This is a genomic window from Streptomyces sp. I05A-00742 (assembly GCF_013055795.1).
In the GTDB taxonomy this organism is placed as follows: domain Bacteria; phylum Actinomycetota; class Actinomycetes; order Streptomycetales; family Streptomycetaceae; genus Streptomyces.
In genome coordinates this window covers 18,420-42,058 of the sequence record NZ_JABETO010000033.1, presented here as the reverse complement: position 1 = coordinate 42,058, position 23,639 = coordinate 18,420, and the positions used below count along the sequence as shown (strand labels likewise).

Sequence of the window (23,639 nt, the reverse complement as noted above, 5' to 3'; positions counted from 1 at the left end):
GGTGGGGCCGCGGGCGCGGCCCCACCAGGGGCGGATCGACTAGTCGCCGTGGCTCCCGTCGTCACAGAACATCGCGACGTTCGGCGTACTGCCGGGGAAGCCGTCCGGAACCTGCTGGAGGCTCCAGGGGTTGCCGCCGTTCCCCCGGCGCTCCACCGCGCACGTTCCGTACGCGGAGGAGCTGTTCTCGCCGCTCGCCATGGCGCCGAACTTCATGAAGTTGCCGTTCTGCACCGGGCCGGACGTGGGCCGGCCCGCCTGGTCGACCATCCGGCCGTCCAGGTAGAGGTACAGGCTCGGCATATAACTCTGGTACACCAGGCCCTGCTTGGGTTCGTCGTTCTCGAAGTTCGGCACGGCCTGGGTGGACATCACCCTGCCGCCGGGGCAGAAGGCCATGCTGACGTTCTGCCAGATCGGGCCCGCCATGTTGAACAGCGACCCCTCGGCGATGTCACTGCCCGCGATCCGCGCCTTGCGGAAGAACATGCTGTAGATGTCACCGGCCGTGTTCGCGACCTCGGGCGGCACCTTCCCCGCTTCCGCCAGGGACTTCAGCTTGTCCACCCAGGCGGACACCTCGGAGTCCGCGTTCGACTTCGACAGCAGCGGCCGGTAGCCGATCGTTCCGCCGCTGACGTACTTCGTGGCGACGCACTTGCCGTCGTCGACGATGGTCGTGGGCTTCTGGCCCTTGCGGAAGGCGATGCCGGGGGTGATGCCGGTCTCCATGGGGTTGGGCGCCTTCCGGTAGGTGCCCGGTTCATTGGCGTCGGTCATCTCGAAGGTCAGGTCCGGCATCCTCACGCCGAGCGAACCGTAGTCGGTGACCGTCGCCTTCACGAACGACTTGACGAACGGCGCCAGTTCGGTGTCGCCCGTGCGCCCCCTGGGCACGACGGACTCCGTGCCGGGGACGACCTTCCCGTTCTCGTCCGCCACCCACTCCGCGTCGATATGGGTCTTGATCTTGTAGGAGCGGTCGTCGTCGAAGGTGTTCGGGCCGATCGTCGACGGCGGGTCGGGGATGGCGAAGCCCATCCAGTCCGCGACGGACGGCCGTTTGCCCGTGTCGGTGCCACCGGCGTCGACGTCGGACTCCCACTTGCGGGCGGCGTCGTGGACCGCCTGGCCGACGCAGTCCTTCATCCGGGCCCCGTCCGTGCAGACGCCGTACTCCAGCATGCCCTTCAGCATGATGGACTTGTCGTAGGACATTCCGCCGGTGGTACGGGACTTGGCCCAGTCGTAGAGGGTCTGCCGGGTCCGCATCGGCGTCTTCATCAGCCAGGGTGTGTCGGTGTCGATGTTCTGGTTGCTCCGGAAGATCGACACCGCGTCGAAGGTGTGGCTCTCCCACGTGCCCTTGACCGGTACGAAGGCGAGTGTGTCGTAGGCCACCGTGCTGTCGCCCGAACTGCTGTCCTTGGTCACATTGGTGAGCATGACTTTGGCGTTGCTGCCCAGACCGAAGACACCGATGTCCACCCAGCCGTTGGTGACCTTGTTCTGGTCGACGACCCTTTCGACGGTCCGGCCGCCGCGCGTCGTGATCTGGTAGCGGGCCGACTTGGTCTTGTTCCCCAGGTACGGCATGTACGCCTGGATCCGGTACACCCCCGTCGAGAGCTTCGGCTTCCAGGCGCCGGTGGTCACCAGGTGGTTGTCGAAGTTGTTGGGCTGGCGCCCGTGGGAGAACCAGTAGTGGCCGCCGAAGCCGCCGCCCATCTGGTGCAGGTCCTCCCGCGCCTCGTAGTTGCCCTCCTCGTCGGCCGTGAACGACCACTCGAAGTCGCCGCCGCTGGACCAGGCGCGGGTGCCGCACCGGCTGGACGGGACATTGTCCGGCACATCGTCCACGATCACGGTGCCGCTGGGCAGCGCGCCGGAACCACAGGGCCCCGGTTTCGGGTTGGCGTCACCGGGTTCGGCGCGGACGGTCTTGTAGGGCATGTACTCGTTGCCGCACTGCAGGGTCCTCGGGTAGCCCGTCTGCTGGGTGGTCCCGCAGTTCTTCCAGATGGCGTCCTGCCGGTACCAGTGCGGCTTGTAGCACGCCTCGTCGCGGCAGTCGGGCGGGTTGCCCGCCTCGCAGGCGTTGCTCTCGTTGCAGAAGGTGCGGCGCGGCGGCAGGATGGCCGCGGAGCGGTCGGCGGCGACGTTCCAGCTGGCCTGTGAGTAGCCGTGGGTGTTGCCCTGGTCCTGGTTGCCGCGGTCGTCGTACGAGCGGAGGGTGTCGATCGGGAACGCGCCCCAGCCCATCACCTTCTCCGCGTAGGACCAGTGCTGCGGGTGGGCGGCGTCCGCGTAGTGGTTGTTGTCCAGGAACGGCTTCCGGTCCGCCGGGTACTTGGGGTTGGCCGGGTTGTTGCCCCAGCCCAGCCCCCAGTTGCCGGACGAGTCGGCGCCGGGCGGGTTGAAGCCGGCGTTGTAGTTCCAGACGGCGGCGAACCAGTTCTCCGGGCGCATCGGGTCGTCGTCGTTCATCCGGATCGTGCTGCCCGGCGTGTGGAGCTCGTTCCACTTGTCCTGGAGGATCCGCACGGAGTAGGAGATGCCCGTGGCGTAGTCGAGGGCGACCGCGCGCTGCTGGTCCGGCGGCAGGAGCTTCTCGTTCGGCTTGGGGTGCCCGGCGATGCGCATGCCGTCGGTGGCCTGGCCGATGCCGTAACCGCAGTCGGCCTTCTCCCAGTTGACCTTCCAGATCCGCTTGGGGTCGTAGCCCTTGGTGCCGGCGTAGATGTTGGTGCCGTAGAAGTTGCCGATGAGCGGGTTGCCGTACTCGCCCGGCTCGGCGTGCGAGCTGGCCTGCCACAGGTTGGACTCCTGGGCGAGGATGCCCAGCATCACCTGGGCGGGGATCCGGCCGCCGGTGTTCAGGGTGTGCGGCGGGAACATGCCCTGCGGGGTCCAGGCCGGCAGGCCCGAGTTGTGCCAGTTGGCGGGCCGGTTGACGTTGCCGGTGATCAGCAGGCCGCGGATGGCCATGTCGACGGCCCACTCGACCTGGTTCGGGGTGGGCTGCAGGACCTGGGTCCGCGGGTCGTTGCGGGGCACCGAGCAGTAGCGCTCGTCGTCCACCGTGTTGTGCGAGACGTCACCGGGCGCGGCGCTCTTGGCCTTGGCCAGGGACTTCTTGGCCGCGCCGGCCCCGCCCACGACGTACGGCAGCACGGGGGACGGCTTCCGGCCGCCCTCCGCGTCCCGGGTCGTCGCGGTGTCCACCGAGAAGCCGACGTCCTTCCCGCTGCCCGTGGCCCGCGCCGTGATGTCCACCGGCTCCGGCCCGCCCGGGCGGGGGCGGTCCAGGGGTGCGGACACCTTCTTGGCGAGGTGCCGGGGGGCCGCCTGGACGATGGCGAGCCTGCCCTCGCCGGACAACTCGGCCCGGCCGGGGACGTCCGTCATACGGCGGACCGTCTTCGGCAGGCCGCCGCCCCGGGGACGGGAGCCGCCGGTCAGGAACACCGTCCCGCCGGCGCTGCCGGAGCCCTGGACCAGGCCCGTGTCCCCCAGCCTGCCGTCCGCCACGGTGGTGACCTTGCGGTCCTTGAGGTGCTGGACGAGCGCCTTGTCGCCGTCCGCGTCGGCGGCCTCCAGGAAGGCCACGCCGCCGTCGCCGTCCGGGCGCAGCCGCAGGGGCGTCCGCCGGGTGGTGGCCAGCAGCTCGGTCCGGCCCGAGCGGGTCAGCCGGAGCAGCCGCGGGCCCGAGGCCGCGACCACGTCGGTGCCGACCGGAACGGCCGAAGTGGCCTGCCCGTTCACGGTATTCGTGGCGACGACCTTGCCGCTGGCCGCGTCGACCGTCTGCAGCTGGGTCTGCTCGGACTTCCCCTCGTCGGCGGCCTGGGTGATCACGGCGGTCTCGCCGCTGCCGCAGCCGGGATCGAAGTAGGCCAGGCTCGCGTTCAGCGGAAGCTTGTTCACCTTGCCGCTGTCCAGGTCCACGGTGGCCGCGAACGCCCCGCGGTCGTACAGGTGTTGACGGTTCGTAAACCCGCGCGGCGCGTAGACCACGACGGCCCGCCGGCCGGACGCGGTCACACAGGCGTTGCCGATCCACTGGTCGGTCTGCAGCCCGGGCTCGGAGAGGGTGGCGGCCGTGCGCCAGGTGTAGCCGGACTTACCCTCGGCCACCAGCAGGTGGAAGCCGCTCGCGTCCCCGGCCGTCGTCCAGGCGCGGTCGGAGGAGCGGTTCCAGCCCTTGCCGAGGACGCTGTCGCGCTCGGCGGGGGCTACGGTGCCGGGCGATGCCTCGGCGGCCGGCCGGTCGTCGCCCGCCCGCTGTCCGGCCCACGCGGGTGGGCCGGACAGCAGCGCGGCGACCGTGGCCGTCGCCGCGGTGACGGCGGTGGCCACGGCCAGGGCCGGAGCCCTGCCGGATCTTATGTGGCGTCTCAAGGGGTCTCCCTCGTACGGGATTTCACACGCCGCCTCCCGGCGTGTGACGGCCCGTCAGGTCGCTTCCGCGCCGGGAAGCGCGCCGCCGGGCGCGTTCAGGGGGGTGCCCCGTCCCGCACCGCGGCCGGGCCTCCGGGCATGCCGGAGCGGGGCACCCGCTGCGGGGGCGGGCGCCATGTGGTGCAGAACGGAGGGAAAAACGGGAAAGGCGGCTGATCGGCCCGACTCGACCGGATTCACCGGGAATCGCGCACAGGAGGGGCAGGGAGAATTACGGGAATTCCTGGGCAGCCACTGCTGAAGACTCCTCGCCCATGGGTCGGCCGGACGCTTCTTCCGTACACCGGATTGATCGCGCCGTGACTTTACGCGCCCTGAATCGGCGCCCGCAAGAGCGTTACCTCAGGTCCAACTTCACCGTTATGCCGCAGATTTCGGCATATCCGTCCGCAGGGCGGACAGAATTGCTGATTTGGATTTCCGTGACGCTAAACAGGTACTGCCTGTTACTCCGCTTTCTCCAAATTTAAGCCGGTAACGTGTGATGCTGTAGTGATCTGAGTGTGGTCTTGTGGCTGCTGACTGTCGATGTCTATGCTCGGTCGCGCTCTTCGGCCACGGCCGCCATGCGTCACGCGTTTCCCGTACTTCGGCACATCCGCTGTTGCTTTTCCTGATTCAGGACTGCTCTGTCCTTTTTCTGCCCACGGCATTTACCGAAGGAGATATCGATGGCCAGTTTCAACAAGAAGCTGATCGGCACGGTTCTCGCCAGCGCCGCCCTCGTCGTCGGCCTCGCCGGCTCAGCCTCCGCGGACAGCACCGACGTCGAGAACTACTACGGTGTGGCGGAGATCCACGGCGAGAACGGCAGACTCGGCTGCTACGACAAGCGCGCCGAGGGCTGGGGTTTCAACGCCGAGATCCAGATCTGGCACGAGGGAACGCGCGGCTGGATGACGTCCGGCGTGCGCTGCTACGACGACACGAGCCACCAGACCGACGACTCGGGTTGGACCTGGGTGGGCGGCAGCTTCTCACGGGGCACCAACACCCGTATCCACGTGTGGGGTTCACGCGGAAGCAGCACGGACGCCCACGCGTACAGCCGGATCATCGTGATGGGCTGACGCGGCGCCCCGGCGCCCCGAGGAGGAGCGCCGGGGCTGTGCCGCCGTCAGGTGTCGTCAGCCGTCGTCAGCTGTCCCCGCCGCTCCGCCCCCTGGCCGGCCCAGCGCCGCCGCGGCCAGGGCCAGCAGGGCGAACGGCAGGAGGGCGACGACGGCCCACCGGGGGCCGTCGCCTCCGGACAGATGGAGGGCCAGCGTCACCAGCGCGATGCCCAGCGCCGTCCCCAGCCCCCGGGCCATGTTGATCAGACCGCCGCCCGTACCGGAGGCCCGCGCGGGGATCGCCGCCATGACCGTCGCGTTGTTCGCCGGGGTGTAGACGCCGAGACCCAGGCCGAGCAGCGCGAGCATCGGCACCAACGGGAACGCGGTGAGCGGCAGGGCCGCCGTCGCCGCCAGCGCGCCGACGCAGACGAGCGCGCCCAGCACACAGCGGGCGCGGTCGGACAGCGCGGCCGGCAGCACCTTCTCCGCGCAGGTCGCGGCGAGGGCGAAGCCGGCCGGCAGGGCCGTGAGCACCAGACCCGCGAGGAGCTCCGACGACCCGGCCGCGGTGAGGGCCGCGGGCACCAGCACCAAGGGGCCGAACAGCACCAGGTAGTCGCACAGAGCCCCCGCAAGCCCCGCCACGACCGTACGGGACCGCAACAGGGCCGGGTCGAGCAACGGCCGGGGGCGGTGCTCCAGGCACCACAGGAAGGCCCGGCCGGCCACCGCCGCCAGGACGAGGAGCACCGCCACCGACCAGCCGGGGAACGGCAGCCCCGAGGCACCGGACAGCGCCAGCAGCAGTCCGGTGGTCGTGATGGCCAGCAGGACCGGCCCCAGCCGGTCGAAACCGCCGGACGCGGCGCGGCCGCGGGTCCGGGGCAGCAGGTATCGGCCGGCCACCAGCGCCACGACGCCCACCGGCACGTTCACCACGAACACCCAGCGCCAGCCGACCGCGGACACCAGCGCCCCGCCCACCGTCGGCCCCAGGGCCAGCCCCAGCGCCTGGGCCGCCGCCTGCACGCCCAGCGCCGCCCGCACGCGGCCGCGCGGCGCACTGGTGGTCACCAGCGCCACGCTGTTCGCCTGCATCATCGCCGCACCCGCGGCCTGCACCACACGGGCGCCGACCAGCACCGGCAGCGAGGGCGCCAGCCCGCAGGCGGCCGAGGCGACGGTGAACAGCGCGAACCCGTTCAGATAGAACAGCTTGCGGCCGTGCGCGTCCGCCAGCCGCCCCACGGGGACCAGCAGGGCGACCAGGGTCAGCAGGTAGGCGAGCGACACCCACTCGACGGCGGCCGCCGACGCGTGGAACTCGGTGCTCAGACTGCGGTACGTGAGGGTGACGATGCTGGCGTCCAGTTGCCCCATGAAGGCCCCGAAACAGACCGTCGCCACGGCCAGGCGCCAGGCGTCCGGCCGCTCCCTTATCCGCCGCGGCCGCGGCCGCTCCTCCGACAGCACGGCCGGCAGCAGACGCCGCCGGGGCACGTGCGGGGCCGGACGACCGTTCATGAGCTCCTCCTGGGACGCCGGGGGACGACGGCGCACCGCGCCGGGGAACGGCACACCGCACTCCGACGCTAGCCCCGTCCGCCACCCCGCCGCGAACGGAGGTTCCCCGGACGTCTGTCGGACGGGAGGGCCGCGAACACGCCGCCCGGCCCGTGACCGTCACCGCACCCCGCCGTGGCTCGTTGAGCGGGCTGGTGGGTGCGGGGCGCCGATGACCGCCCCCCGGCACAGGGCACGGCAGGAAGGGCGGGCGATGCGCGACCCCCGCGGCAACCGCGATCCCCGCGGGGGCAGGAACGGGCACCGGGGAAAGGACGGCCGGGCGAGACCCCCGCGCAGTCCGGGCCACACGGCCCGTATCGCCGTCTGCCTGGCCTCGGCCGCCGTCCTGGCGGTCGCCGGCACCGGCTGGCTCGCCGGCCACTGGATCGGCGACGGCCTGACCACCTCCCGCGCGCTCGACGCGCTGCGCAGATCGGCGCCCGAGAAGCTCGACGACTCCGTCAACGTCCTGCTGATCGGCCTGGACAGCCGCAAGGACATGAACGGCGACGACCTGCCCCGGCAGTTCGTCCAGGAGGAGCTGCACGCGGGATCCAGCGCCATCGGCGGATACAACACCAACACGCTGATCCTCGTGCACATCCCGGCCGACGGCGGCCGGGTCACGGCCTTCTCCATCCCCCGCGACGACTATGTCGCCGTCGCCGGCGGCCGCGGGGAGCACAAGATCAAGGAGGCGTACGGCATCGCCAAGGCGGAGGCCCAGAACCGGCTGGCCGCCCAGGGCGTCAAGGGCGCCGAACTGGAGCACCGCAGCCGCGAGGCCGGCCGGGAGACGACCCTGGCGACGGTCCAGGACTTCCTCGGGGTGCCCATCGACCACTTCGCCGAGGTCAACCTCCTCGGCTTCTACGACATCGCCAAGGTCGTCCAGCCGGTCCCGGTGTGCCTGCGGAACGCCGTCCACGACCACTACTCCGGTGCGGACTTCCCCGCCGGACGCCAGGAGTTGAATGCCCGTCAGGCGCTCGCCTTCGTCCGGCAGCGGCACGGCCTGACCAACGGCGACCTCGACCGGACCCACCGTCAGCAGGCCTTCCTCTCCTCGGTCATGCACAAGCTCACGTCGGAGGGCGCCTGGGGGGACCTCGACAAGCTTGAGGGACTGCTCGACGTCGTCAAGAAGGACGTGGTCCTCGACGACCAGTGGGACCTGCTCGACTTCGCCCGGCAGGTCCCCAACCTCACCGGCGGCAACGCCGAGTTCCACACCCTGCCCATCGAGGGGTTCGCCAACCGCAAGGGGGAGGCGGTCAACCTCGTCGACCCGGCGCGGATCAAGAGCCTCGTCCAGGCCCTGACCGGGCACCGGCCGCTCCCCGAGCCCTCCGCCGCGCCCACGCCGACCGTCCCGGCCGACGCGTCGTCGACCACCGTGGAGGTGCGCAACGCCTCGGGGGTGCCGGGCGCCGCGGCCGCCGAGTCCCGGTCCCTGAACGCGCTGGGCTACACCCCGGGGCGGATCACCAACGCCCCGGCCGCCGTCGCGACGACCGTCACCCACGGCCGCGGCGCCGCCGCCGCCGCCCTGCACATCGCCGCCCGCCTCGGCGCGGAGCCCGTCCGGGACGGCGCGGTCCCCGCCGGCCACGTCGTCGTCACGCTGGGCTCCGCCCCCAGGACCCCGCGCCCGGCCGGCGACTCCTCGGCCGGAGCGGACGCCCCGGGCGGTAACGGCCCGTCGGCGTCCGACACCTTCCAGGGCCGGTCGGTACGGATGGGCGGCGTCACCTGCGTCGACTGACCGGGGACGGCCGGCCGTAGGGGATCGGCCGGCCGGTCCCGTGTCACCGGCGGGACCGGCCCGGGGTCCGCTAGCGGTGGCGCGCCGGGAAGCGCATCATGCAGTCGCGCACCATGTCGAGGTGCTTGGCGATGACGGGCCGCGCCTTCCTGGCCGCGTCCCTGACGGCCGCGTCCTTGCCGTGCGCCGCCTCCTCGTCCAGCAGGTCCAGCGTCTGGACGTGCGCGGTGTCCTGGGCGCGCAGCCAGAGGTTGTCGTAGGAGCGGGTCCGCGCCTTCTTCCGGAGGTCCTTCAGCTCCTGCTCCTGCTTGGGGGTCACCGCGCGCGGCAGAGCGACCTTGAGCTTGCGGCCGAGCTCCTTGACCCCCTCGTCCAGCAGGGTGTGGTCGCGGACGAGCACCTTCCCGGTGTCCCGCACGCATGCGGTCACGGCGTTCTTCTGGGCGTCGCCGCCCGCCGCGATCTCGGCCAGGTTGCCCTGGTGCACCTGGCCCAGGAAGGCGTCGTCGAGGACGTCGGTGGCGAGGGCCGTACCCGCCGACGCCATGGCGAGGGTGAGAGCCGCCAGCGCCGTAGTGGCCCGGTGTCGCATACGCATCTTCGCTGCTCCGTTCGTCGTCGGCCCGCGGCACGCCGCGGTGCGCGGGCCCGTCCGGCCGAGGGGCGCCCGTCGCGACCCCTCACGGAGCTGAACAATGCACCCGGCCCAGGGCCGTTGACCTGCCGGACGCCTGCCGTCCCGCCATATGGCCGCGCTGATTTCGGGCGATCGGGGGTACGGGCGTCCGGGCTCCGGGCGTCCGACGGACCCGGCCGGCTCGTACGGTCGCTCAGCCCAGCAGCCCGCCCACCAGGCCCGTCAGGGTGCCGAGGACCCCGGTGACCAGACCGGAGAGGGTGCCCACCAGGTTGGTGACCAGGGACAGCAGACCGTTGCCCGCGTCGGTCGCTCCGTCGGCCGTACGCGGGGCGAGCTCGTCCCGCGCCCGCTGGGCGTCCGCCACGATCCGGGCGACAGCGGCCCGGTCGGGCGCGGCCGCCGCGGCCTGCCCGCGCAGCCCGTCACGCGCCCCGACCAGCACGTCGAGTCGTTCCTTGACGGCACCACAGGCCCCCCTCTGCTCGGCCGACGCGTTCTGCACAGCGCCGCACGCGGCCGCGGCCTCCGCGGCACGCTGTCCGATCTCGTCCTGGTCGAGCACCCGCAGGGCCTCGGCCGAGACCCGGCGCACGGCCTCCGGATCCGCGGCGGACTCGGCCTCCGCGACCGGCAGCGGCGCCGAGGTCAGCACCGAGGGGGCCAGCGGGGCGGCGGAGGACGGGGGCGCGGCGGGCGGTACATCGGCGAGGGCCGGCACCGCGCCCGCGGCGAGGGTGCCGCACAGGGCGACGGCGGTGAGAAGACCGGTTCTGCGGAGGGCGTCCATCGGGTGCTCCTTCGGAGAGGGGATCCTGCCGTCACCCTGCGGCCGGTCCGGGACGGCCGCAATCGGAGCGCGCGAGCGGACGCACCGTCAGCTGACGGGCCGTCGGGAAGAAGTACCGACGAATCGTCAGGTGGCGGGGCATCAGCTGATGTCTCGTTAGCCCTGTAGCGCGTATTCCATCCACCTGGACCGAACGGGAGTGGTGCCGCCGCTGTCTGCCGGTGAGTCAGCGGTTCGGAGGAGGATGTCACTGCCGGGCGGAATCCGGTGTGTCGCCGCCGGAGGACCGAGAGAGAGGGCCTCGATCCCGCCGGTGGGATACCTACTTGGGTCCGCCGCCCGGCGGCCCCCGCGGGTCAGGCGGGCCGCTGTTCCCGCATGTGGAAGAGGGGCTTGATCAGGCGGCCTCCGGCCTGGTCGTCGATGGCCGCGGCCAGCCCGTTCAGGAGGGAGACGAGCATGGCCCGGGTGACGGGGTCGGTCAGGCGCTCGGCGGGTTCGGCGGTGTGGTCGAGGCGGGTGTGGACCTCGGGTACGGCGACCAGGGGGCCGCCGACGACGTAGACGTTCAGCAGGGCGAACATCTCGCGCAGCTGTGTCTGGGCGCGGATCCCGGCGAGGTTGCCGGGCGAGGAGGAGAGGATCATGGCGGTGTGGCCGGGCAGGACGCTCGCGTCGTAGGGCCGTGAGGCCCAGTCGAGGGCGTTCTTCAGCACGCCGGGCATCGCGCCGTTGTACTCGGGGGTGGCCACGATCAGGCCGTCGGCGTCGGCGATGGCCTGCCTCAGCCGGAGCACGGCGGCCGGCGGCTCGTTCTCGAGGTCCTCGCTGAAGTGCGGTACCTCGTCCAGGTGCTGGAAGAGCTCGATGTGCATGCCCGTCGGCGCCAGCGCGGTGAGGCTGTGGAGGATCTGGGTGTTGAAGGAGGCGGTTCGCAGCGAACCTGAGATGGCCAGGACACGACTCATGACGGGTGGTACTCCAAGGTCGAGGGAAGGATGCCGTCCGGAAGGGGAGGACGGGGTGGGAGCAGAGGGGGAGCGGGCAGGGCGTCCTCGCAGGGCGTTGCCAGGGGCCCAGTGAGGTGAAAGCCGCCGTGCGGCGGCCGGGTCAGCCCGGGACGAGGACGAGCTTGCCCCGCAGGCCGCCGGCCTCCAACAGCCGGTGCCCCTCGGCCGCTTCCTCCAGGGAGAAGCGGCGGGCGAGGGGCAGCCGCAGGTCTCCGCGGGCCACCAGGTCCGCGACCCGGGCGACGGTCTCGGCCGCGCGGCTGCCGTACATCATCGCGATGCCGTGGCGTTCGGCCAGCGGCGGGCTGACCAGGGTCACGATCCGGCTCCTGTCCCGCGTCACCGCGATCGACGCGATGACCGCCTCGTCGGATCCGGTCAGGTCCATCGAGGCGTCCACCCCCTGCGGGGCCAGCTCGCGCACCCGCTCCTCCAGCCCCGCCCCGTAGGCGACGGGGATGCCGCCGAGGGAGCGGACGTAGTCGTGGTTGCCTTCGCTCGCGGTGCCGATCACGGTGGCTCCCCGGGCGCCGGCCGACTGCACCGCTACGCTGCCGACACCGCCGGCCGCGCCGTGGATCAGGACCGTCTCCCCGGCCGCCACGCCGAGCGTCCGCAGGGCGTTGAACGCCGCCTGGCCGACCGCACTGACGACCGCGGCGGTCTCCCAGGGGAGTTCCGCCGGCTTGGCGGTCAGGTTTCCTGCGGGGACGACCACCCACTCGGCGTGCGCCGCCATGTCGGCGAAGCCGATCACCTCGTCTCCCGGAGCGAAGCGGTTGACGCCCGGGCCCACCTGGTCCACCACGCCCGCGAACTCGTTGCCGAGCTGTCTCGGGAAGGAGATGTCGAACACGGAGTCGAACTCGCCGCGCCGGATCCTCGCGTCGATCGGATTCAGCCCCGCCGCCCTGATCCGCACCCTCACCTGGCCCCCGCCGGCCTCCGGCTCGGGGAGATCGGCCACCCGCAGCACCTCCGGTGGACCGTAGGAGTCCATCACCACTGCCTTCATCGCATGTGCCGCCTTACCTTCGATCGAACCATCGGGCGCCGGGAACCTCTTCGTCCCCTTGCCTCGGCGCCCTGCTGATCACCGAGTCAACGTCCGCGATGCCTCATGGGTCCAACACTCCTCAGCGGACGCGTGACAGCGTCAGACTGTTACAGTGGGGGCGTGGACCTCGACCTGCGCCAGGTGCGCTACGCCGTCACCCTCGCCGACGAACTCCACTTCGGGCGGGCCGCCGCCCGGCTCACCATCGCCCAGCAGACCCTCTCCGCCCAGATCGGCTCGCTGGAAAGACGCCTCGGCGTACCGCTGTTCACCCGCGACCGCCGCCATGTCGCCACCACCCCCGCCGGCGAGGTCTTCGTCGAGCGCGGACGGCGCCTGCTCGACGACGCGCGGCGCCTCACCGACGCCGTCGCCGGCACCCGCGCGCCCTTGCGCGTCGACGTCCTCACCGAGGGGCTCACCCCCTCGGTCCTGGCGCAGCACCTGCGCGCGCAGTCCCCGTGCCTGCCCTTCGAGGTGTTCCAGACCCAGGGACTGGCCGCGGCTCTGCCCCGCCTGATCGCCGGCGAACTCGACCTCGCCTTCGGCCGTGTCCACGGTCTCGGCCGGGACCTCCCCGCCGGCCTCGCCACCATGCCCGTCCGCCTGGAGCCCATCGGTGTGGTCCTGCCCGTCGGCCACCCCCTCGCAGACCGTGACGAGGTGCCCCTGGCCGCCCTCGCCGACCACCCGCTCCTCGTTCACACCGCCGACGAGGCCGCCGAATGGCGCGACTGGATCGACCGGGCCATTGGCGCCTTCGGTCTCCGGACGGCCCTGCGCGTCCGCGGACACGGCCATGCCGCCGTCCACGCCACCGTCCGGGCCCGCGGCTACCCCGCCCTGAGCCCGGCCACCGGCCCCCTTCCCGAGGGCCTCACCCTCCGCCCCCTCACCGACCCCGTCCCGCTCTACCCCTGGCACGCCGTGTGGAACACCACCACCGCCGCCCCCTCCGTCAACCGCATCCTCGAACTCACCCACTCCTACACCCGGGACCACCACTGGTCCACCCTCCCCGACGGCCCCTGGTGGCTCCCCGAACCCGACCGGACCACGTTGCGCATTCCGACCGGCTGAAGACGAGCCTCGGTCGGCAACCGCCGCCCGTCGGCTGCCAGATCCGCGCGAGACCACGCGCCCACCGGGCGGGAGCGGGACCATCCCAGGCATTCGCCGGACCGCTCCGCGGGCCGGGAGTCATGACGTGCGCATACCCGGCATCTCGCTGCTTCCCTGAGACAGAGACGTGTTGCGCGGCCGGGGATCCCGTCGCCGAGGACTGGGTCGCCGTCCGCGCTCTCACCGTGCTCGCCGACCGACTCGACGTTTTCTGGCGCCCGCTGGGGCCTTGCCGGTGCCGAAGCGCTCTTGAAACTCCGGGCGTTGATCAAGCAACAACGACCTCGCCCCCTGCTGGCGCTGCCATCTTGCCCACGAGCACCACCGCACCTGTCAGGCCCCTGAAACAGGCCGGATACCTCCTGACAGCCTGAGCTCCACGGCTCAGCAAGGTTCGGACAGAAACGCGGCGACCGCGGCGGCGAACTGCTCCGGAGCGTCGTGATGCACCACGTGACCCGCGGCCGGCTCGGCCAGGCGGGCCCGACCGCCGCGGCGGGCGACCATGTCGCGGGCGTGATCGGCCGTCAGGACGTCACTGCGAATTCCGTGGATCAGCAGGGTGGGGCAGGACACCGCTGTCCAGTCGCCCCAGTGATCGCCGTTGAGCGCCTTCTGGGACGCCAGGGTGTCGTCGATGCCGAACGAGAAGCCCCAGCCCTGACCCCTCTGCCGGAACGAACACTCCAGATAGGGCGCAGTCGTACCCAGGGCCGTGACCAGTGCCTCTCGGGACCGCGCGTGAGAGGGCAGGCGCATGGTGAACGACGAGTCGAGGTCGATGAATGCACCGATGTCCTCCACGATCAGCTTGCTGACCCTGTCCGGGTGCCGGGCGGCGAACTGGTAGGCGTTCACCCCGCCCAGCGAGTGGCCCAGTACCGCCACGGGGCCGACTCCCAGATGCCGGTGGAAGGCTTCGGCATCGGCTACGTAGTCGTCCCGCCCGTAACTGGGGGCACGGTCGGACTCTCCATGACCGCGCTGATCGAGCGCGATCACCCGCCACCGCGGAGCCAGCGCCTCCGCGAGCGGCGCGAACGCGGCTGCTTCGTTGTAGTGCCCGTGCAGGGCCACAAGCGGCCTGCCCGGACCTCCGAAGTCCAGATACGACAGCCTCCGCCCACCCGCTGTGAAGAACTCACGCATGACGCAAATCCTAAGAGCCGTAACCGACAACCACAGTCGAACAGCGGTCAGTACACAGCCCGCCCGCTTCAAGGGAGAGCCCTCGCCCGAGACGAGCGCTCAGTGCCCACAGCTGGTCCGTGGCGTCCGACAGGCAGAGCATGCTTCACTGCCTCGCCGGTGGAGTGTCGGTATTCGAGAGTTGCAGTATTCGCCCGCGGGGTGAGCGACCCGGGCACGTCAGCGGTGACAAGGCGTACGGTTCTCGCCGCAACGGGCGGCCCGTCTCGCTTGCGATGGGGAGATGCGATGGGGAGAGGGGAGCCGCCTGGCTCCCCGGCGCCGGCCCGATGCCGCAGAGTGGCCTGTTCCTGAACCTGGGCCGTGATGCCGACGGCTCCGCTCGTACTTCACCGACGGTCGGCGGGGAGAGCTTTGACCATTTCCCCGTTGACCAGGACGACGAAGCAACCGCAGCCACCGGTGCAGTACTCGACCTCGCCCTCGGACGTTCGGTGGCGGGATCGGAGCGTCCACCACTGCGCTTCCCTCCCAGTTGGCTCATGGCAGACGGGGCAGCGGTCCTGTGCCGACGTGACGGTGACCGAGGGTACGGGTGTCATGCCACCAACATGCTGTCACGGTCTATTGCACTTCAACCATTACATCGAGCAGAAGGATCAGCTGTCGGGGGTGCCGGGCCGGGCCTCCGGGGCGGCAGGCGTTCCGGCCCGCAGCACCGACCAGGCACCGGCCAGGACGACCAGCACAACCGCTGCCAGCTGGCGTACGGTCAGCTGCTCGCGCAGCAGAAGGAAACCGACGGCCGCCGCCACGGCAGGGCTCAGTGCGAGAAGCACCCCGAAGGCGCGGGCATCGATACGCCGCAGCACCGTCATGTCCAGCGCGTACGGAATCAGCGAGGACAGAAGAGCCACGAGGAGACCGGTGAGGAGAACCGCCGGGTGGTTCACCACCGAAACGCCGTCCGTGACAGCGGAGACCGGGGTCAGGACGCAGGCACCGCAGGCCAGCGCCAGCGCCAGGCCCGTCCAGTCGGGGAACAGCCGTCCGACCCGCCGGCTCAGGACCACATACCCGGCCCGGCACAGCGCGGCGGCGCCTCCCAGTACCAGCCCGGCGGCGGACAGCGAGGCACCCGGGCCCGTCAGCAGCAGTACGCCCGCCAGTGCCAGCAACGCCACCACGAGATGCTCCAGCCGACGGGACAGAGCGATCGACAAGGTGAGCGGGCCGAGCAGTTCCACGGTCGCGGCCACGCCGATCGGCAGCCGGCTGATGGCCTGGAAATACGCCATACCCATGGCCGCGAAGACCAAGCCGAGTGGGATCACTGCACGCCACTGCACCGCCGTGACCCTGCGCGGTGACGGCCGGACAAGCATCCAAAGGATCGCGGCGGAGAAGAACAGCCGCATACCGGCCAGAGCCGAGGGACCGACGGATGCGTACGCCTCCTTGGCGACGGCCGACCCCGCCTGAAGACTGGCGATCTGGACCAGCATCAACGCCGGCGCCATCGCGGTCCCCTGCCGCGGCCAGCGGACAGCCTGCACCATCGTGCCTCCGAGATCTCGTCGTATCCGGTGTCGTCCGGCGGGCCGCGACGGCCATACGGCGCTTCGGCCTGTCGCCCCGGTACGCCCGGGACCACACGATGGTGTAATCGTCTTATGCAATTCAACCATTACGGCGGTGAGGCCGCCCGACTCGCCGCTGACCTTGTCAACCTGACCAAGGCACCCCACCCCGCAGACCTGGAACCGATCCTGGCCGTGCACGGCGTGGTGAACCGCACGCTCACCACCGCGCAGGCCGAGACCATCTGGACATGGAGCCGGCGCCTGGCCGCGTGTTTCGGGCGACAGAACCTCGACGAGCGGTGCGACGCGGTCAATGCGCTCCTCGCCGACTCTTCGAGCAGCCCCCGTATCTCTCTGCACGACGGACGGCCCCACCTGCACTACAGCGCCACCGGCGCCGACCCGGCCGCGCACATCCGCGCCATCACCGCGGCCGGACTCGCCTACGTCATCTGCTCCGCCGACGCCGAGCGGCTGGGACGCTGTGCACGACGCGACTGCGCTCTGGCTTTCGTCGACACCTCCCGCAACGGCAGACGCGCCTACTGCTCAGTGCGCTGCGCCAACAACGACGCCGTGGCCCGCCACCGCGAGCGGCGCCACGGAAGCCCGACGCCGACAACCAGACGAACAACACCGCGCGCGTAACACGCCCAAGACCATTCGCGGCGAGTGGCGCCCTCCGCTTCTCTCGCCTATTCCGAGCTGTTGCCGAACATCAATCGATCACGGCTCGTCTGTAGCTCCCCAGACCAAGCCGGTTTAGGGACGTGTGACTGAGCGCGATAGGTGGCGCTTGCGCACGCTAGTTGGCGATCGAGCGCGCTAGTTGGCACCCAGGGTCGGGGGATGCCGAGCCGGTCAGTAGGCTCCGTCGCTGTGACCAACGATCTCGGGTGCGCCTGTTCGTGCTGCGGGGCCCGCCACTCTGAGCTGCTGTCCTCCACGGGCGATCACGTTTCGCCTCTCCCGGTCGCGCCTGTCGGTCTGAGCCACCGGGCTCACCGGTTCGTCGAGGTGGAGGGCCTCCGGGTTCACCAGCCCGACATCCGGCGTCACCGCGATGTGTGGATCGAGCGCGGAATCCCCGTTGCCGAGATCGACCGGGCCACCGCCTTCCAGGACCGTTGGGGCGGTCTCGCCCTGCCGCCGGCTCCGTTCTACGAAGGCGGTCCACGCGTCCTGAGCGCGGACTGTCCCGAAGGGTCGTCCGCAGAAGGCTGGTCGTTCTCGGCGGGGGACGGCAGGGTGTCCATGGCCTACGGGTTCATGATCGGCCCCGACGGGGCGTTCGGCATCGACGCCGACCGCTGGACACCCCTGCACGCCGGCACGGAGGGGTGGGTGGAAGCCCTGGCCCTGGCCGCCCACGCCCGTCGCTGGGCCACGACCGTCACGAGGGTCACGGGCAGGGCCGTGGAGGCACTGGCTCTCGACAGCTTCGAACCGGTACCCGAGGTCCAGGGCGTGACCGACGGCTGGTGGCGGGGCGAGGACACCCTCATCGCCGTGTACCGCGGCGAGGCCATGGGCCTCGACGCCCCGCAGTGCCTCGAAGCGCACGTTTACGGCGGCCTGGACGAATGGGGCCTCCACGGCGGCTGACTCCGCGCACCGGGTTCCGACGGCCCTCCCGCGCTACGGGGCGAGGTGGTCGACCGGCGGCGGTGTCGCCGTGTCGATGGCCGCGGGGATGAAGTTGATGTGGGGCATGGGCAGGGTGCGGTCGCCGGCGAGGACGAAGAGGATCTCGCGCGCCAGTGCACGTACCGCCGCCCAGGCCGGATCATTGGCCAGGGCCTCGTACGTCCAGGGGTCGGCCGGCCGGTCCCCGCACATCTCCCGGAAGTGATCCTCGATCGTGCGGAGCTCCTCCATCACGGCTGCCGCGTCGATCTCGTCCGCCTCTTCGTGCGCGAAGACCGGTAGGGCGTTGTCGAAGTCGTACAGGAGGTCGTCCGTGGCGATAGGGAACGACTTCAGCCACGCCTGCTGAGCAGCCGCGTCGGCGGCCAACGGGATCAGGGCGGCGATCATGAGGCGGCGGGCGGAAGAGCCGTAGTAGGCAGACACGGCCACATTCTCGCCTGGCGAGCCAGCGGGCCCACAGCAAGGGCCGGGTGCATCGCATCACGAAGAGCGAGGACTCCACCTCCGAGAACCCCCGTCACACCCGGGGCGCCGACAATCCAGCCCCCGGGTGCGGACCTGAAGCGGGAGCGCCCGGACGGAGGGAGACCCGAGTGAAGTCCCTGTGCACCTCCATCGACCCCATAGCCGCGGGCGCCTCCTACTACGTCACCGCCAACGGCCCCGCCGCCAAGCCCTACATCCTCCTGCACACCGCCCTGGCCCGCTCCAGCAAGGTCGCCGTCGCCAAAGTCGGCTTCCGCGGCCGCGAATGCCTGGCCCTGCTGCGCACCCTCGGGGGATGTCCTTGTCTTCCACGCGACGCGCTCGCCCGACGAGATCCGCTCGACCTCCGGCGCCCGGTCCCGGACGCCGCGGTCGACGAGAGCGTCGCCCGCGCACTTGCCGGCGCGCCCTGTGCATCGTAGTTGTCCGGCGGGGCCAACTACGTTGCTCAGTCACAGGACGTGTGACTGAGCACTGCAGTTGGCCCCTGAGCGTTCCAGGCGAGCGCTGCAGAGGGCCCAACCGCTGCGGACGGAGACATGCGGCAAGATGCGGACGCATGACCCTCTCATCGCGTTTCACCATGCCGGGCCAGATCCGCGCTGTGTCCGCATCCGGCCCGTCCGGGCCACTGACCGTGACCGGCTACGGCCCGAATCCGCTGGCGACCGTCATCACGAGGGTCGACCTTTCAGGCAAGGTGGCATGGCAGCGGACCTACCCCGGGACAGGCAAGCCGCAATCCCGTCTGGCCACGGACCGGATGGGCCGGCGGACGGTTGAGCGAGGCCAGGTGGTGCGAATCGGCGCAGCAGACCGTAGGCGCTCAGGGCCGAGGAGGTCGTCCTGCGCCGCCCGGCCGGAGAGGTCGCCCCGGCGAAGGCGGTCGCCAGCCACACCACCAGCTCGCGGGTGATGGGGAAGGCGGCGAAGTCGTAGTCGACCGGCCGGCCGCCGCGCTCCGGGAAGAAGCGGACCAGGCACTGCCCGTCGTCGAGGAACAACCGTTGCGGCGCTTGGTATCCGGGTGTCGGCAGCGCAGCCGGGCGCCCTGCAGCGCGGGTCATGACGGTTCTCCGGCGACCGGGTCGGACAGGACCTGCGGGTGCGTGGCGAACATGGACGCCATCAGGGCCGACAGCGCAAAACCGTGAGCGTGCTCGATCAGCAGCGAGACGTCGAGGTCGCGGAAGGGCTCCAGGTAGGTATCCATGGTGGTCGTCACGTCGGCGTGCCCCAGCAGCGTCTTGACCAGATACCAGGTGTCGCCGAACTGGGCACGGAAGTCGCGTACCTCCTCAGCATTCAGGTGCGCGACCTGCCGCTCGTAGAGCAGCCGGCCGACCGAGTACCAGCGCAGCGCGAAGGAGTGCCGCATCATGTGCGCGTACGCCTCGAACGAGGTGAGCCCGGCGCGGGCGACCCGCTCGTTGCCGGCGTCGAAGGTGTGCTGCCAGCCGTGCGCCGCGCGCGGCAGGCCGTCCTCGTTCAGCCAGACCGCCAGCGGCTCCAGCCCGGCTGCGGTCCGGCGGAACAGCCTCTCGCGGGCGCCGGGATCCAGCGAGTCCATCGACACGGTCACCCGCCGACCGCCTGCGTCGCGCATCTCCAGGCGGCGGTTGCGGGTCCTGCGTTCGACCAGCAGCAGCCCTGGCAACCGCTCGTAGCGGCAGGCGCGCTGAGCCCGGCGGACCGCTGCGGCGCGCTCGCCCTCCTCGTAGGCCAGGATGTCGACCAGGACGCTGCGCGGCATCCAGAAGCGGCGCCCACGTCCCCCCTTGGCGCATGCCTCTGCCAGCCGGCAGGTGTAGTAGGTGCGGGTCTCGTCGTCGGCGGGCAGCTCCAAGCGCAGGACGCTGGCCCACTCACTCAGCCGCAGCCCGGTGCCGTAGAGGCCGTCGACGAACGCGCAATCGCGCTGGCTGTTGCGCCCCCGCCACCCGTCGATCTCCCGACCGTGCAGGTTCAGTCCGCGCAACCCGACATCGACCCAGCGGGCGTAGCCCGCCGGGTCCAGCCATTTCACGTCCTTGCTGCGGACGGGATGCGGGCCGGCCTCGAACGACTCCGTCACCGAGCCCGGGTCAGGGCCGGGAACCTGCCGCCGGGCCACCGGATCGCTCACTCCGAACCGGAACCCGGCCCAGCGGTAGAACGCGCTGATCGCGACCAGGTCGTCCAGCACCGTCCCGCCGGCCACGCGCCGGACGTTGGCCTCGGCGGTCATCCGCCAGAACTTGAACCCGGCGACGTCCTCTTCGTCGGCGTCGTGCCAGGCCCGGCCCACCGCATCAAGGAACCCCAGCCAGACGGCTACCGCGAAGGCGTACTTTCTTCGTGTGCCTGCCCTCGCGTTACGCATCCGCGCCGGGGCGAAGAACCCGTTGACCTCCGGGACCGACCATCCATCGGCCCGCAGCAGCACCGGCTGTCCCGGCTGCGTACCGTGCGCGTGCGCCCACTCCGCCGGCGTCGGCAGGCCCGCCAGTACGGTAACGCCGGTCCACTCGCAGCAGCCAATGAACGGAAACGAATCGTCGGAACCGAGGCGCTGCACGGCGGTCTCTTCGGTGAGGAGCCTGCACGCCGTGCAGGTCATGCGGAGAGGTTATGACCTCAAGTGCGGTTGAGGACAAGCGCGTGATCTCCCGGACGACCAGGCCACCGCTCATACGCGCCGTGGCACTTCCGGCGTTCGCCGGACCCCCGTCCCACCGGCGGTCTACTCTGCGGAACGCCGCGCTGCCCACCGCGGCCCAGTGAGGAGGAATCCTGTGCCATCCCCCTGCGACCCCCGGTACGCCCCCGCCGGCGATGTGGGTGCGGCGCTCATGGTGATCGACTCCCGGCTCAAGAGCATTCACGAGGGCAGGACCGGGACCGACCCCGAGCAACAGGCGCTGATGGACCAGTTGACGGCGTCCCTGGACTCCGAGGGAGCCAATGACGTGCTGGACGGCGCCTGCACGCTCATCTTCATGTTCATGGAGTGGCTGCGGGAGGCCTACGAGCACCATGACAAGGACGTCATCGCGTACGTGGTGCCCGACATCGTGGCAACGATGCGCATGATGCCCAGGAGCGTCCGGCCCGAGGTCATCCCGACCATGGCCGGTCTGCTCGTCGCCGCGGGCACCGGCCTGAGCCCCAGCCTGTGGCGCAAGCAGTACGGCTACTGGACGGAGGACGAGATGAATCCCCTGGAAGCCACCGCCTTCCTGCTTGCGGAGCACATCAACCACCTCACCGACGACGCCGACTTCGCCACGCGTTTGATCACCGAAGCGCTGTCCGGCGCGGACGAGGGTTGACGGGCCGGAGTCACGGGTGGGTTTCTGCCCGGAGCCAGGTCAGTACCGCCCGGACGCGGCGGTGGCCGCCGTCCGTCGCCGGCAGGCCGAGCTTGGTGAAGATGTTGCCGATGTGCTTGTTCACCGAGGTCTCCGCGATGAACAGCCGTTGTCCGATGGCCGAGTTGCCGTGTCCTTCGGCCATCAGTGCCAGCACCTCGCGCTCCCGGGGGCTCAGCGCCGCCAGCGGATCGTCGCGGGTGCCGCGCACCATCAGCTGGGAGATCACCTCCGGGTCCATGGCGGTCCCGCCGGCGGTGACCCGGTCCAGTGCGGACAGGAACTCCTCCACCCGGCCGACGCGGTCCTTGAGCAGGTATCCGACGCCCTGGGCGCTGTGGGCGAGCAGCCGGGCGGCGTAGACCTGCTCCACGTACTGGGACAGCACCAGGACCGGCAGGCCGGGGATCCGTTCCCGGGCCGCGAGGGCGGCGCGCAGGCCCTCGTCCTGGAAGCCGGGCGGCAGGCGGACGTCCAGGACGGCGGCGTCCGGGCGGTGTTCCAGCAGCGCGGGCAGCAGGGCGTCGCCGTCCTCGACGGCGGCGCAGACCTCGTGCCCGGCGCTGGTCAGCAGGAGGGAAAGGCCCTCCCGCAGCAGGGTGTTGTCCTCGGCGATCAGGATCCGCACGGCAGCTCCACGCGTAGCAGGGTCGGCCCGCCCGGCGGGCTGGACAGCTCGGTGCTGCCGTCGAGGGCGGCGACGCGGCGCCGGATGCCGGCCAGCCCGGTGCCCGGGCCCTCGGCCGCGCCGCCCCGGCCGTCGTCCCGCACGCTCACCCGGATCGACCGCGGCGTCATGCTCAGCCGCACCTGGGCGCGGCCGGCACCGCTGTGCCGGGCGACGTTGGTCAGCGCCTCGGCGAGGACGAAGTAGGCCGCCGCCTCCACCGCGGCCGGCGCGCGGACAGCGGGCGGCGCGGTCTCGACGTCGAGGTCCGTCGGCACCGGGCAGGCCGCGGCGAGGCCGCGCGCCGCCTCCGTCAGCCCCTGGTCGTCGAGCACCGGCGGGTGGATGGCGCGGACGGTCGCCCGCAGCGAGGTCAGCGCCTGCTCGGCCAGCAGCTGGGCGCCGTCGACCAGTTCGGGCAGCTGGTCCGGACGGTGCTCCAGGGCGCGCCGGATCAGGCCCAGACGGAGGGAGACGGCCACCAGGCCGGCCTGTGCCCCGTCGTGCAGGTCCCGCTCGATGCGGCGCAGTTCGGCGGCGTGCGCGTCGAGGGCCTCGGCCCGCGAGACCGTCAGCTCCTCGACGCGCCGGGCCAGCGACGCCCGTTCCCGCCGCGGCCGGAGCAGGGCGCGGGTCAGCCGGGCGTGCCCGCCGGCGAGTACCGGCAGCAGGACGCCGGCCAGCGCCGCGTAGGCCAGACCGACGACGACCGCGCCCAGCGCCGCGGGCCAGGAGGCGATCTCCCACACCGCGAACTGTGCGCCCGGCACCGCCCACCACCACAGCGGCGTCGCCAGCCAGCTCAGCGCGCCGCCGCACAGCACCAGGGCGAACGCGCCCAGGACCGTCCCCGCCAGGCCGTGCAGCGCCAGCCACCCGAGGTCGGACCAGGTCGCACGGTCGCCCAGCATCGCCCGGGCGCGGGCCAGGGCCCCGCCCTCCGCCGGGCGGTACGCCGACGGGACCCCGGAGCCGAGCCATGCCCCGGCCCGCCTGCGGTGGACGTCGGCGAACCGGCGCACCTGCCGCAGCACGGCGGGCAGGACGGGCAGCCCCGGGCCCGGCAGGCTCAGCACTCCGACGGCGAGCACCAGGCAACAGCCGAGCAGGGCGGCCGGGCCCGTGGCCCCGGCGAGGAGGAGGTAGCGGAGGGCCGCGGTGAACCGGCGGACGAGCGCGCGCCACGTCATCGGTCCGGACCGGCCCTGCCCCCGGAATGCGGTATCCATCCCTACCCCCTGCCCGAGACGCTATCACCGCCGGAAACCCCCGCCGAAGTGCGGCTTTCCGG

The 23,639-nt window shown here is 71.5% G+C and carries 19 protein-coding genes; 7 read left to right on the top strand and 12 right to left on the bottom strand.

What is annotated here, in order from left to right; genetic code table 11:
- Positions 1-39: 39 nt before the first annotated feature.
- Positions 40-4,401: a hypothetical protein gene (locus HN013_RS25145; RefSeq protein WP_171170029.1), complete on the bottom strand. Its 4,362-nt coding sequence runs from the start codon at positions 4,399-4,401 to the stop codon at positions 40-42.
- A gap of 731 nt (positions 4,402-5,132) precedes the next feature.
- On the opposite strand from HN013_RS25145, the gene HN013_RS25140 reads away from it, so the two are divergent.
- The gene (locus HN013_RS25140) at positions 5,133-5,531 is read left to right on the top strand and encodes a hypothetical protein (protein ID WP_171170027.1); all 399 of its coding nucleotides are present in this window, start codon (positions 5,133-5,135) and stop codon (positions 5,529-5,531) included.
- Between the two features lie 57 nt (positions 5,532-5,588).
- On the opposite strand, the gene HN013_RS25135 is transcribed toward HN013_RS25140, so the two are convergent.
- Complete coding sequence (locus tag HN013_RS25135) at positions 5,589-7,040, bottom strand: MFS transporter (protein WP_171170021.1); 1,452 nt, start codon at positions 7,038-7,040, stop codon at positions 5,589-5,591.
- A 253-nt stretch (positions 7,041-7,293) separates the two neighbouring features.
- Between HN013_RS25135 and HN013_RS25130 the strand changes: the two genes are divergently transcribed.
- Positions 7,294-8,847, top strand: coding sequence for an LCP family protein (locus HN013_RS25130; RefSeq protein ID WP_171170019.1), 1,554 nt, complete (start codon positions 7,294-7,296; stop codon positions 8,845-8,847).
- Between the two features lie 70 nt (positions 8,848-8,917).
- On the opposite strand, the gene HN013_RS25125 is transcribed toward HN013_RS25130, so the two are convergent.
- The 4 genes from HN013_RS25125 to HN013_RS25110 all read right to left on the bottom strand — a co-directional run bounded on the left by HN013_RS25125 (position 8,918) and on the right by HN013_RS25110 (position 12,299).
- Entirely contained in the window at positions 8,918-9,445 is a 528-nt protein-coding gene (locus tag HN013_RS25125; RefSeq protein WP_171170017.1) for a DUF4142 domain-containing protein, read from the bottom strand.
- Between the two features lie 232 nt (positions 9,446-9,677).
- Positions 9,678-10,274, bottom strand: coding sequence for a hypothetical protein (locus tag HN013_RS25120; protein WP_171170015.1), 597 nt, complete (start codon positions 10,272-10,274; stop codon positions 9,678-9,680).
- A gap of 356 nt (positions 10,275-10,630) precedes the next feature.
- Positions 10,631-11,242 (bottom strand): NADPH-dependent FMN reductase, encoded by a 612-nt coding sequence (locus HN013_RS25115; RefSeq protein ID WP_171170013.1) that lies wholly within the window; start codon positions 11,240-11,242, stop codon positions 10,631-10,633.
- Positions 11,243-11,384: 142 nt separating this feature from the next.
- The gene (locus tag HN013_RS25110; RefSeq protein WP_171170011.1) at positions 11,385-12,299 is read right to left on the bottom strand and encodes an NADP-dependent oxidoreductase; all 915 of its coding nucleotides are present in this window, start codon (positions 12,297-12,299) and stop codon (positions 11,385-11,387) included.
- 162 nt (positions 12,300-12,461) lie between these two features.
- Between HN013_RS25110 and HN013_RS25105 the strand changes: the two genes are divergently transcribed.
- The gene (locus HN013_RS25105; protein ID WP_171170009.1) at positions 12,462-13,421 is read left to right on the top strand and encodes a LysR substrate-binding domain-containing protein; all 960 of its coding nucleotides are present in this window, start codon (positions 12,462-12,464) and stop codon (positions 13,419-13,421) included.
- 426 nt (positions 13,422-13,847) lie between these two features.
- Here the strand turns inward: HN013_RS25105 and HN013_RS25100 are convergent, their stop codons facing one another.
- Positions 13,848-14,612 carry an alpha/beta fold hydrolase gene (locus tag HN013_RS25100; protein ID WP_171170008.1) on the bottom strand — a complete coding sequence of 255 codons (765 nt, stop codon included), beginning with the start codon at positions 14,610-14,612 and terminating at the stop codon, positions 13,848-13,850.
- A 659-nt stretch (positions 14,613-15,271) separates the two neighbouring features.
- Positions 15,272-16,171 (bottom strand): DMT family transporter, encoded by a 900-nt coding sequence (locus HN013_RS25095; protein WP_171170006.1) that lies wholly within the window; start codon positions 16,169-16,171, stop codon positions 15,272-15,274.
- 114 nt (positions 16,172-16,285) lie between these two features.
- Between HN013_RS25095 and HN013_RS25090 the strand changes: the two genes are divergently transcribed.
- Together HN013_RS25090 and HN013_RS25085 are read left to right on the top strand one after the other, a co-directional pair.
- Positions 16,286-16,843 carry a CGNR zinc finger domain-containing protein gene (locus tag HN013_RS25090; protein ID WP_171170004.1) on the top strand — a complete coding sequence of 186 codons (558 nt, stop codon included), beginning with the start codon at positions 16,286-16,288 and terminating at the stop codon, positions 16,841-16,843.
- Positions 16,844-17,131: 288 nt separating this feature from the next.
- A complete protein-coding gene (locus HN013_RS25085) occupies positions 17,132-17,800 on the top strand; it encodes a hypothetical protein (RefSeq protein ID WP_171170071.1) in 669 nt (222 codons plus the stop codon).
- Between the two features lie 33 nt (positions 17,801-17,833).
- Here HN013_RS25085 and HN013_RS25080 read toward each other — a convergent pair whose 3' ends face one another.
- Positions 17,834-18,268 carry a hypothetical protein gene (locus HN013_RS25080; RefSeq protein ID WP_171170001.1) on the bottom strand — a complete coding sequence of 145 codons (435 nt, stop codon included), beginning with the start codon at positions 18,266-18,268 and terminating at the stop codon, positions 17,834-17,836.
- Positions 18,269-18,438: 170 nt separating this feature from the next.
- On the opposite strand from HN013_RS25080, the gene HN013_RS25075 reads away from it, so the two are divergent.
- Positions 18,439-18,753: a Ku protein gene (locus HN013_RS25075; RefSeq protein WP_171170000.1), complete on the top strand. Its 315-nt coding sequence runs from the start codon at positions 18,439-18,441 to the stop codon at positions 18,751-18,753.
- Positions 18,754-19,394: 641 nt separating this feature from the next.
- On the opposite strand, the gene HN013_RS32450 is transcribed toward HN013_RS25075, so the two are convergent.
- Complete coding sequence (locus tag HN013_RS32450; protein ID WP_212764785.1) at positions 19,395-20,930, bottom strand: integrase; 1,536 nt, start codon at positions 20,928-20,930, stop codon at positions 19,395-19,397.
- A gap of 175 nt (positions 20,931-21,105) precedes the next feature.
- Here HN013_RS32450 and HN013_RS25065 point away from each other — a divergent pair, with 175 nt between their 5' ends.
- Positions 21,106-21,642, top strand: coding sequence for a hypothetical protein (locus HN013_RS25065; RefSeq protein ID WP_171169998.1), 537 nt, complete (start codon positions 21,106-21,108; stop codon positions 21,640-21,642).
- A gap of 10 nt (positions 21,643-21,652) precedes the next feature.
- On the opposite strand, the gene HN013_RS25060 is transcribed toward HN013_RS25065, so the two are convergent.
- Positions 21,653-22,309 (bottom strand): response regulator transcription factor, encoded by a 657-nt coding sequence (locus tag HN013_RS25060; protein WP_171169996.1) that lies wholly within the window; start codon positions 22,307-22,309, stop codon positions 21,653-21,655.
- Positions 22,297-23,577 (bottom strand): sensor domain-containing protein, encoded by a 1,281-nt coding sequence (locus tag HN013_RS25055; RefSeq protein ID WP_171169994.1) that lies wholly within the window; start codon positions 23,575-23,577, stop codon positions 22,297-22,299. The genes HN013_RS25060 and HN013_RS25055 overlap by 13 nt, the downstream gene beginning before the upstream one ends.
- Between the last annotated feature and the right edge of the window lie 62 nt (positions 23,578-23,639).

Excerpts from the sequence above, each read along its gene's own strand:
- HN013_RS25115 (WP_171170013.1), bottom strand. The coding sequence starts at position 11,242 with ATGAGTCGTGTCCTGGCCATCTCAGGTTCGCTGCGAACCGCCTCCTTC.
- HN013_RS25140 (WP_171170027.1), top strand. The coding sequence starts at position 5,133 with ATGGCCAGTTTCAACAAGAAGCTGATCGGCACGGTTCTCGCCAGCGCC.
- HN013_RS25125 (WP_171170017.1), bottom strand. The coding sequence starts at position 9,445 with ATGCGTATGCGACACCGGGCCACTACGGCGCTGGCGGCTCTCACCCTC.
- HN013_RS25110 (WP_171170011.1), bottom strand. The coding sequence starts at position 12,299 with ATGAAGGCAGTGGTGATGGACTCCTACGGTCCACCGGAGGTGCTGCGG.
- HN013_RS25130 (WP_171170019.1), top strand. The coding sequence starts at position 7,294 with ATGCGCGACCCCCGCGGCAACCGCGATCCCCGCGGGGGCAGGAACGGG.
- HN013_RS25135 (WP_171170021.1), bottom strand. The coding sequence starts at position 7,040 with ATGAACGGTCGTCCGGCCCCGCACGTGCCCCGGCGGCGTCTGCTGCCG.
- HN013_RS25090 (WP_171170004.1), top strand. The coding sequence starts at position 16,286 with ATGCAATTCAACCATTACGGCGGTGAGGCCGCCCGACTCGCCGCTGAC.
- HN013_RS32450 (WP_212764785.1), bottom strand. The coding sequence starts at position 20,930 with ATGACCTGCACGGCGTGCAGGCTCCTCACCGAAGAGACCGCCGTGCAG.
- HN013_RS25120 (WP_171170015.1), bottom strand. The coding sequence starts at position 10,274 with ATGGACGCCCTCCGCAGAACCGGTCTTCTCACCGCCGTCGCCCTGTGC.
- HN013_RS25055 (WP_171169994.1), bottom strand. The coding sequence starts at position 23,577 with ATGGATACCGCATTCCGGGGGCAGGGCCGGTCCGGACCGATGACGTGG.
- HN013_RS25095 (WP_171170006.1), bottom strand. The coding sequence starts at position 16,171 with ATGGTGCAGGCTGTCCGCTGGCCGCGGCAGGGGACCGCGATGGCGCCG.
- HN013_RS25100 (WP_171170008.1), bottom strand. The coding sequence starts at position 14,612 with ATGCGTGAGTTCTTCACAGCGGGTGGGCGGAGGCTGTCGTATCTGGAC.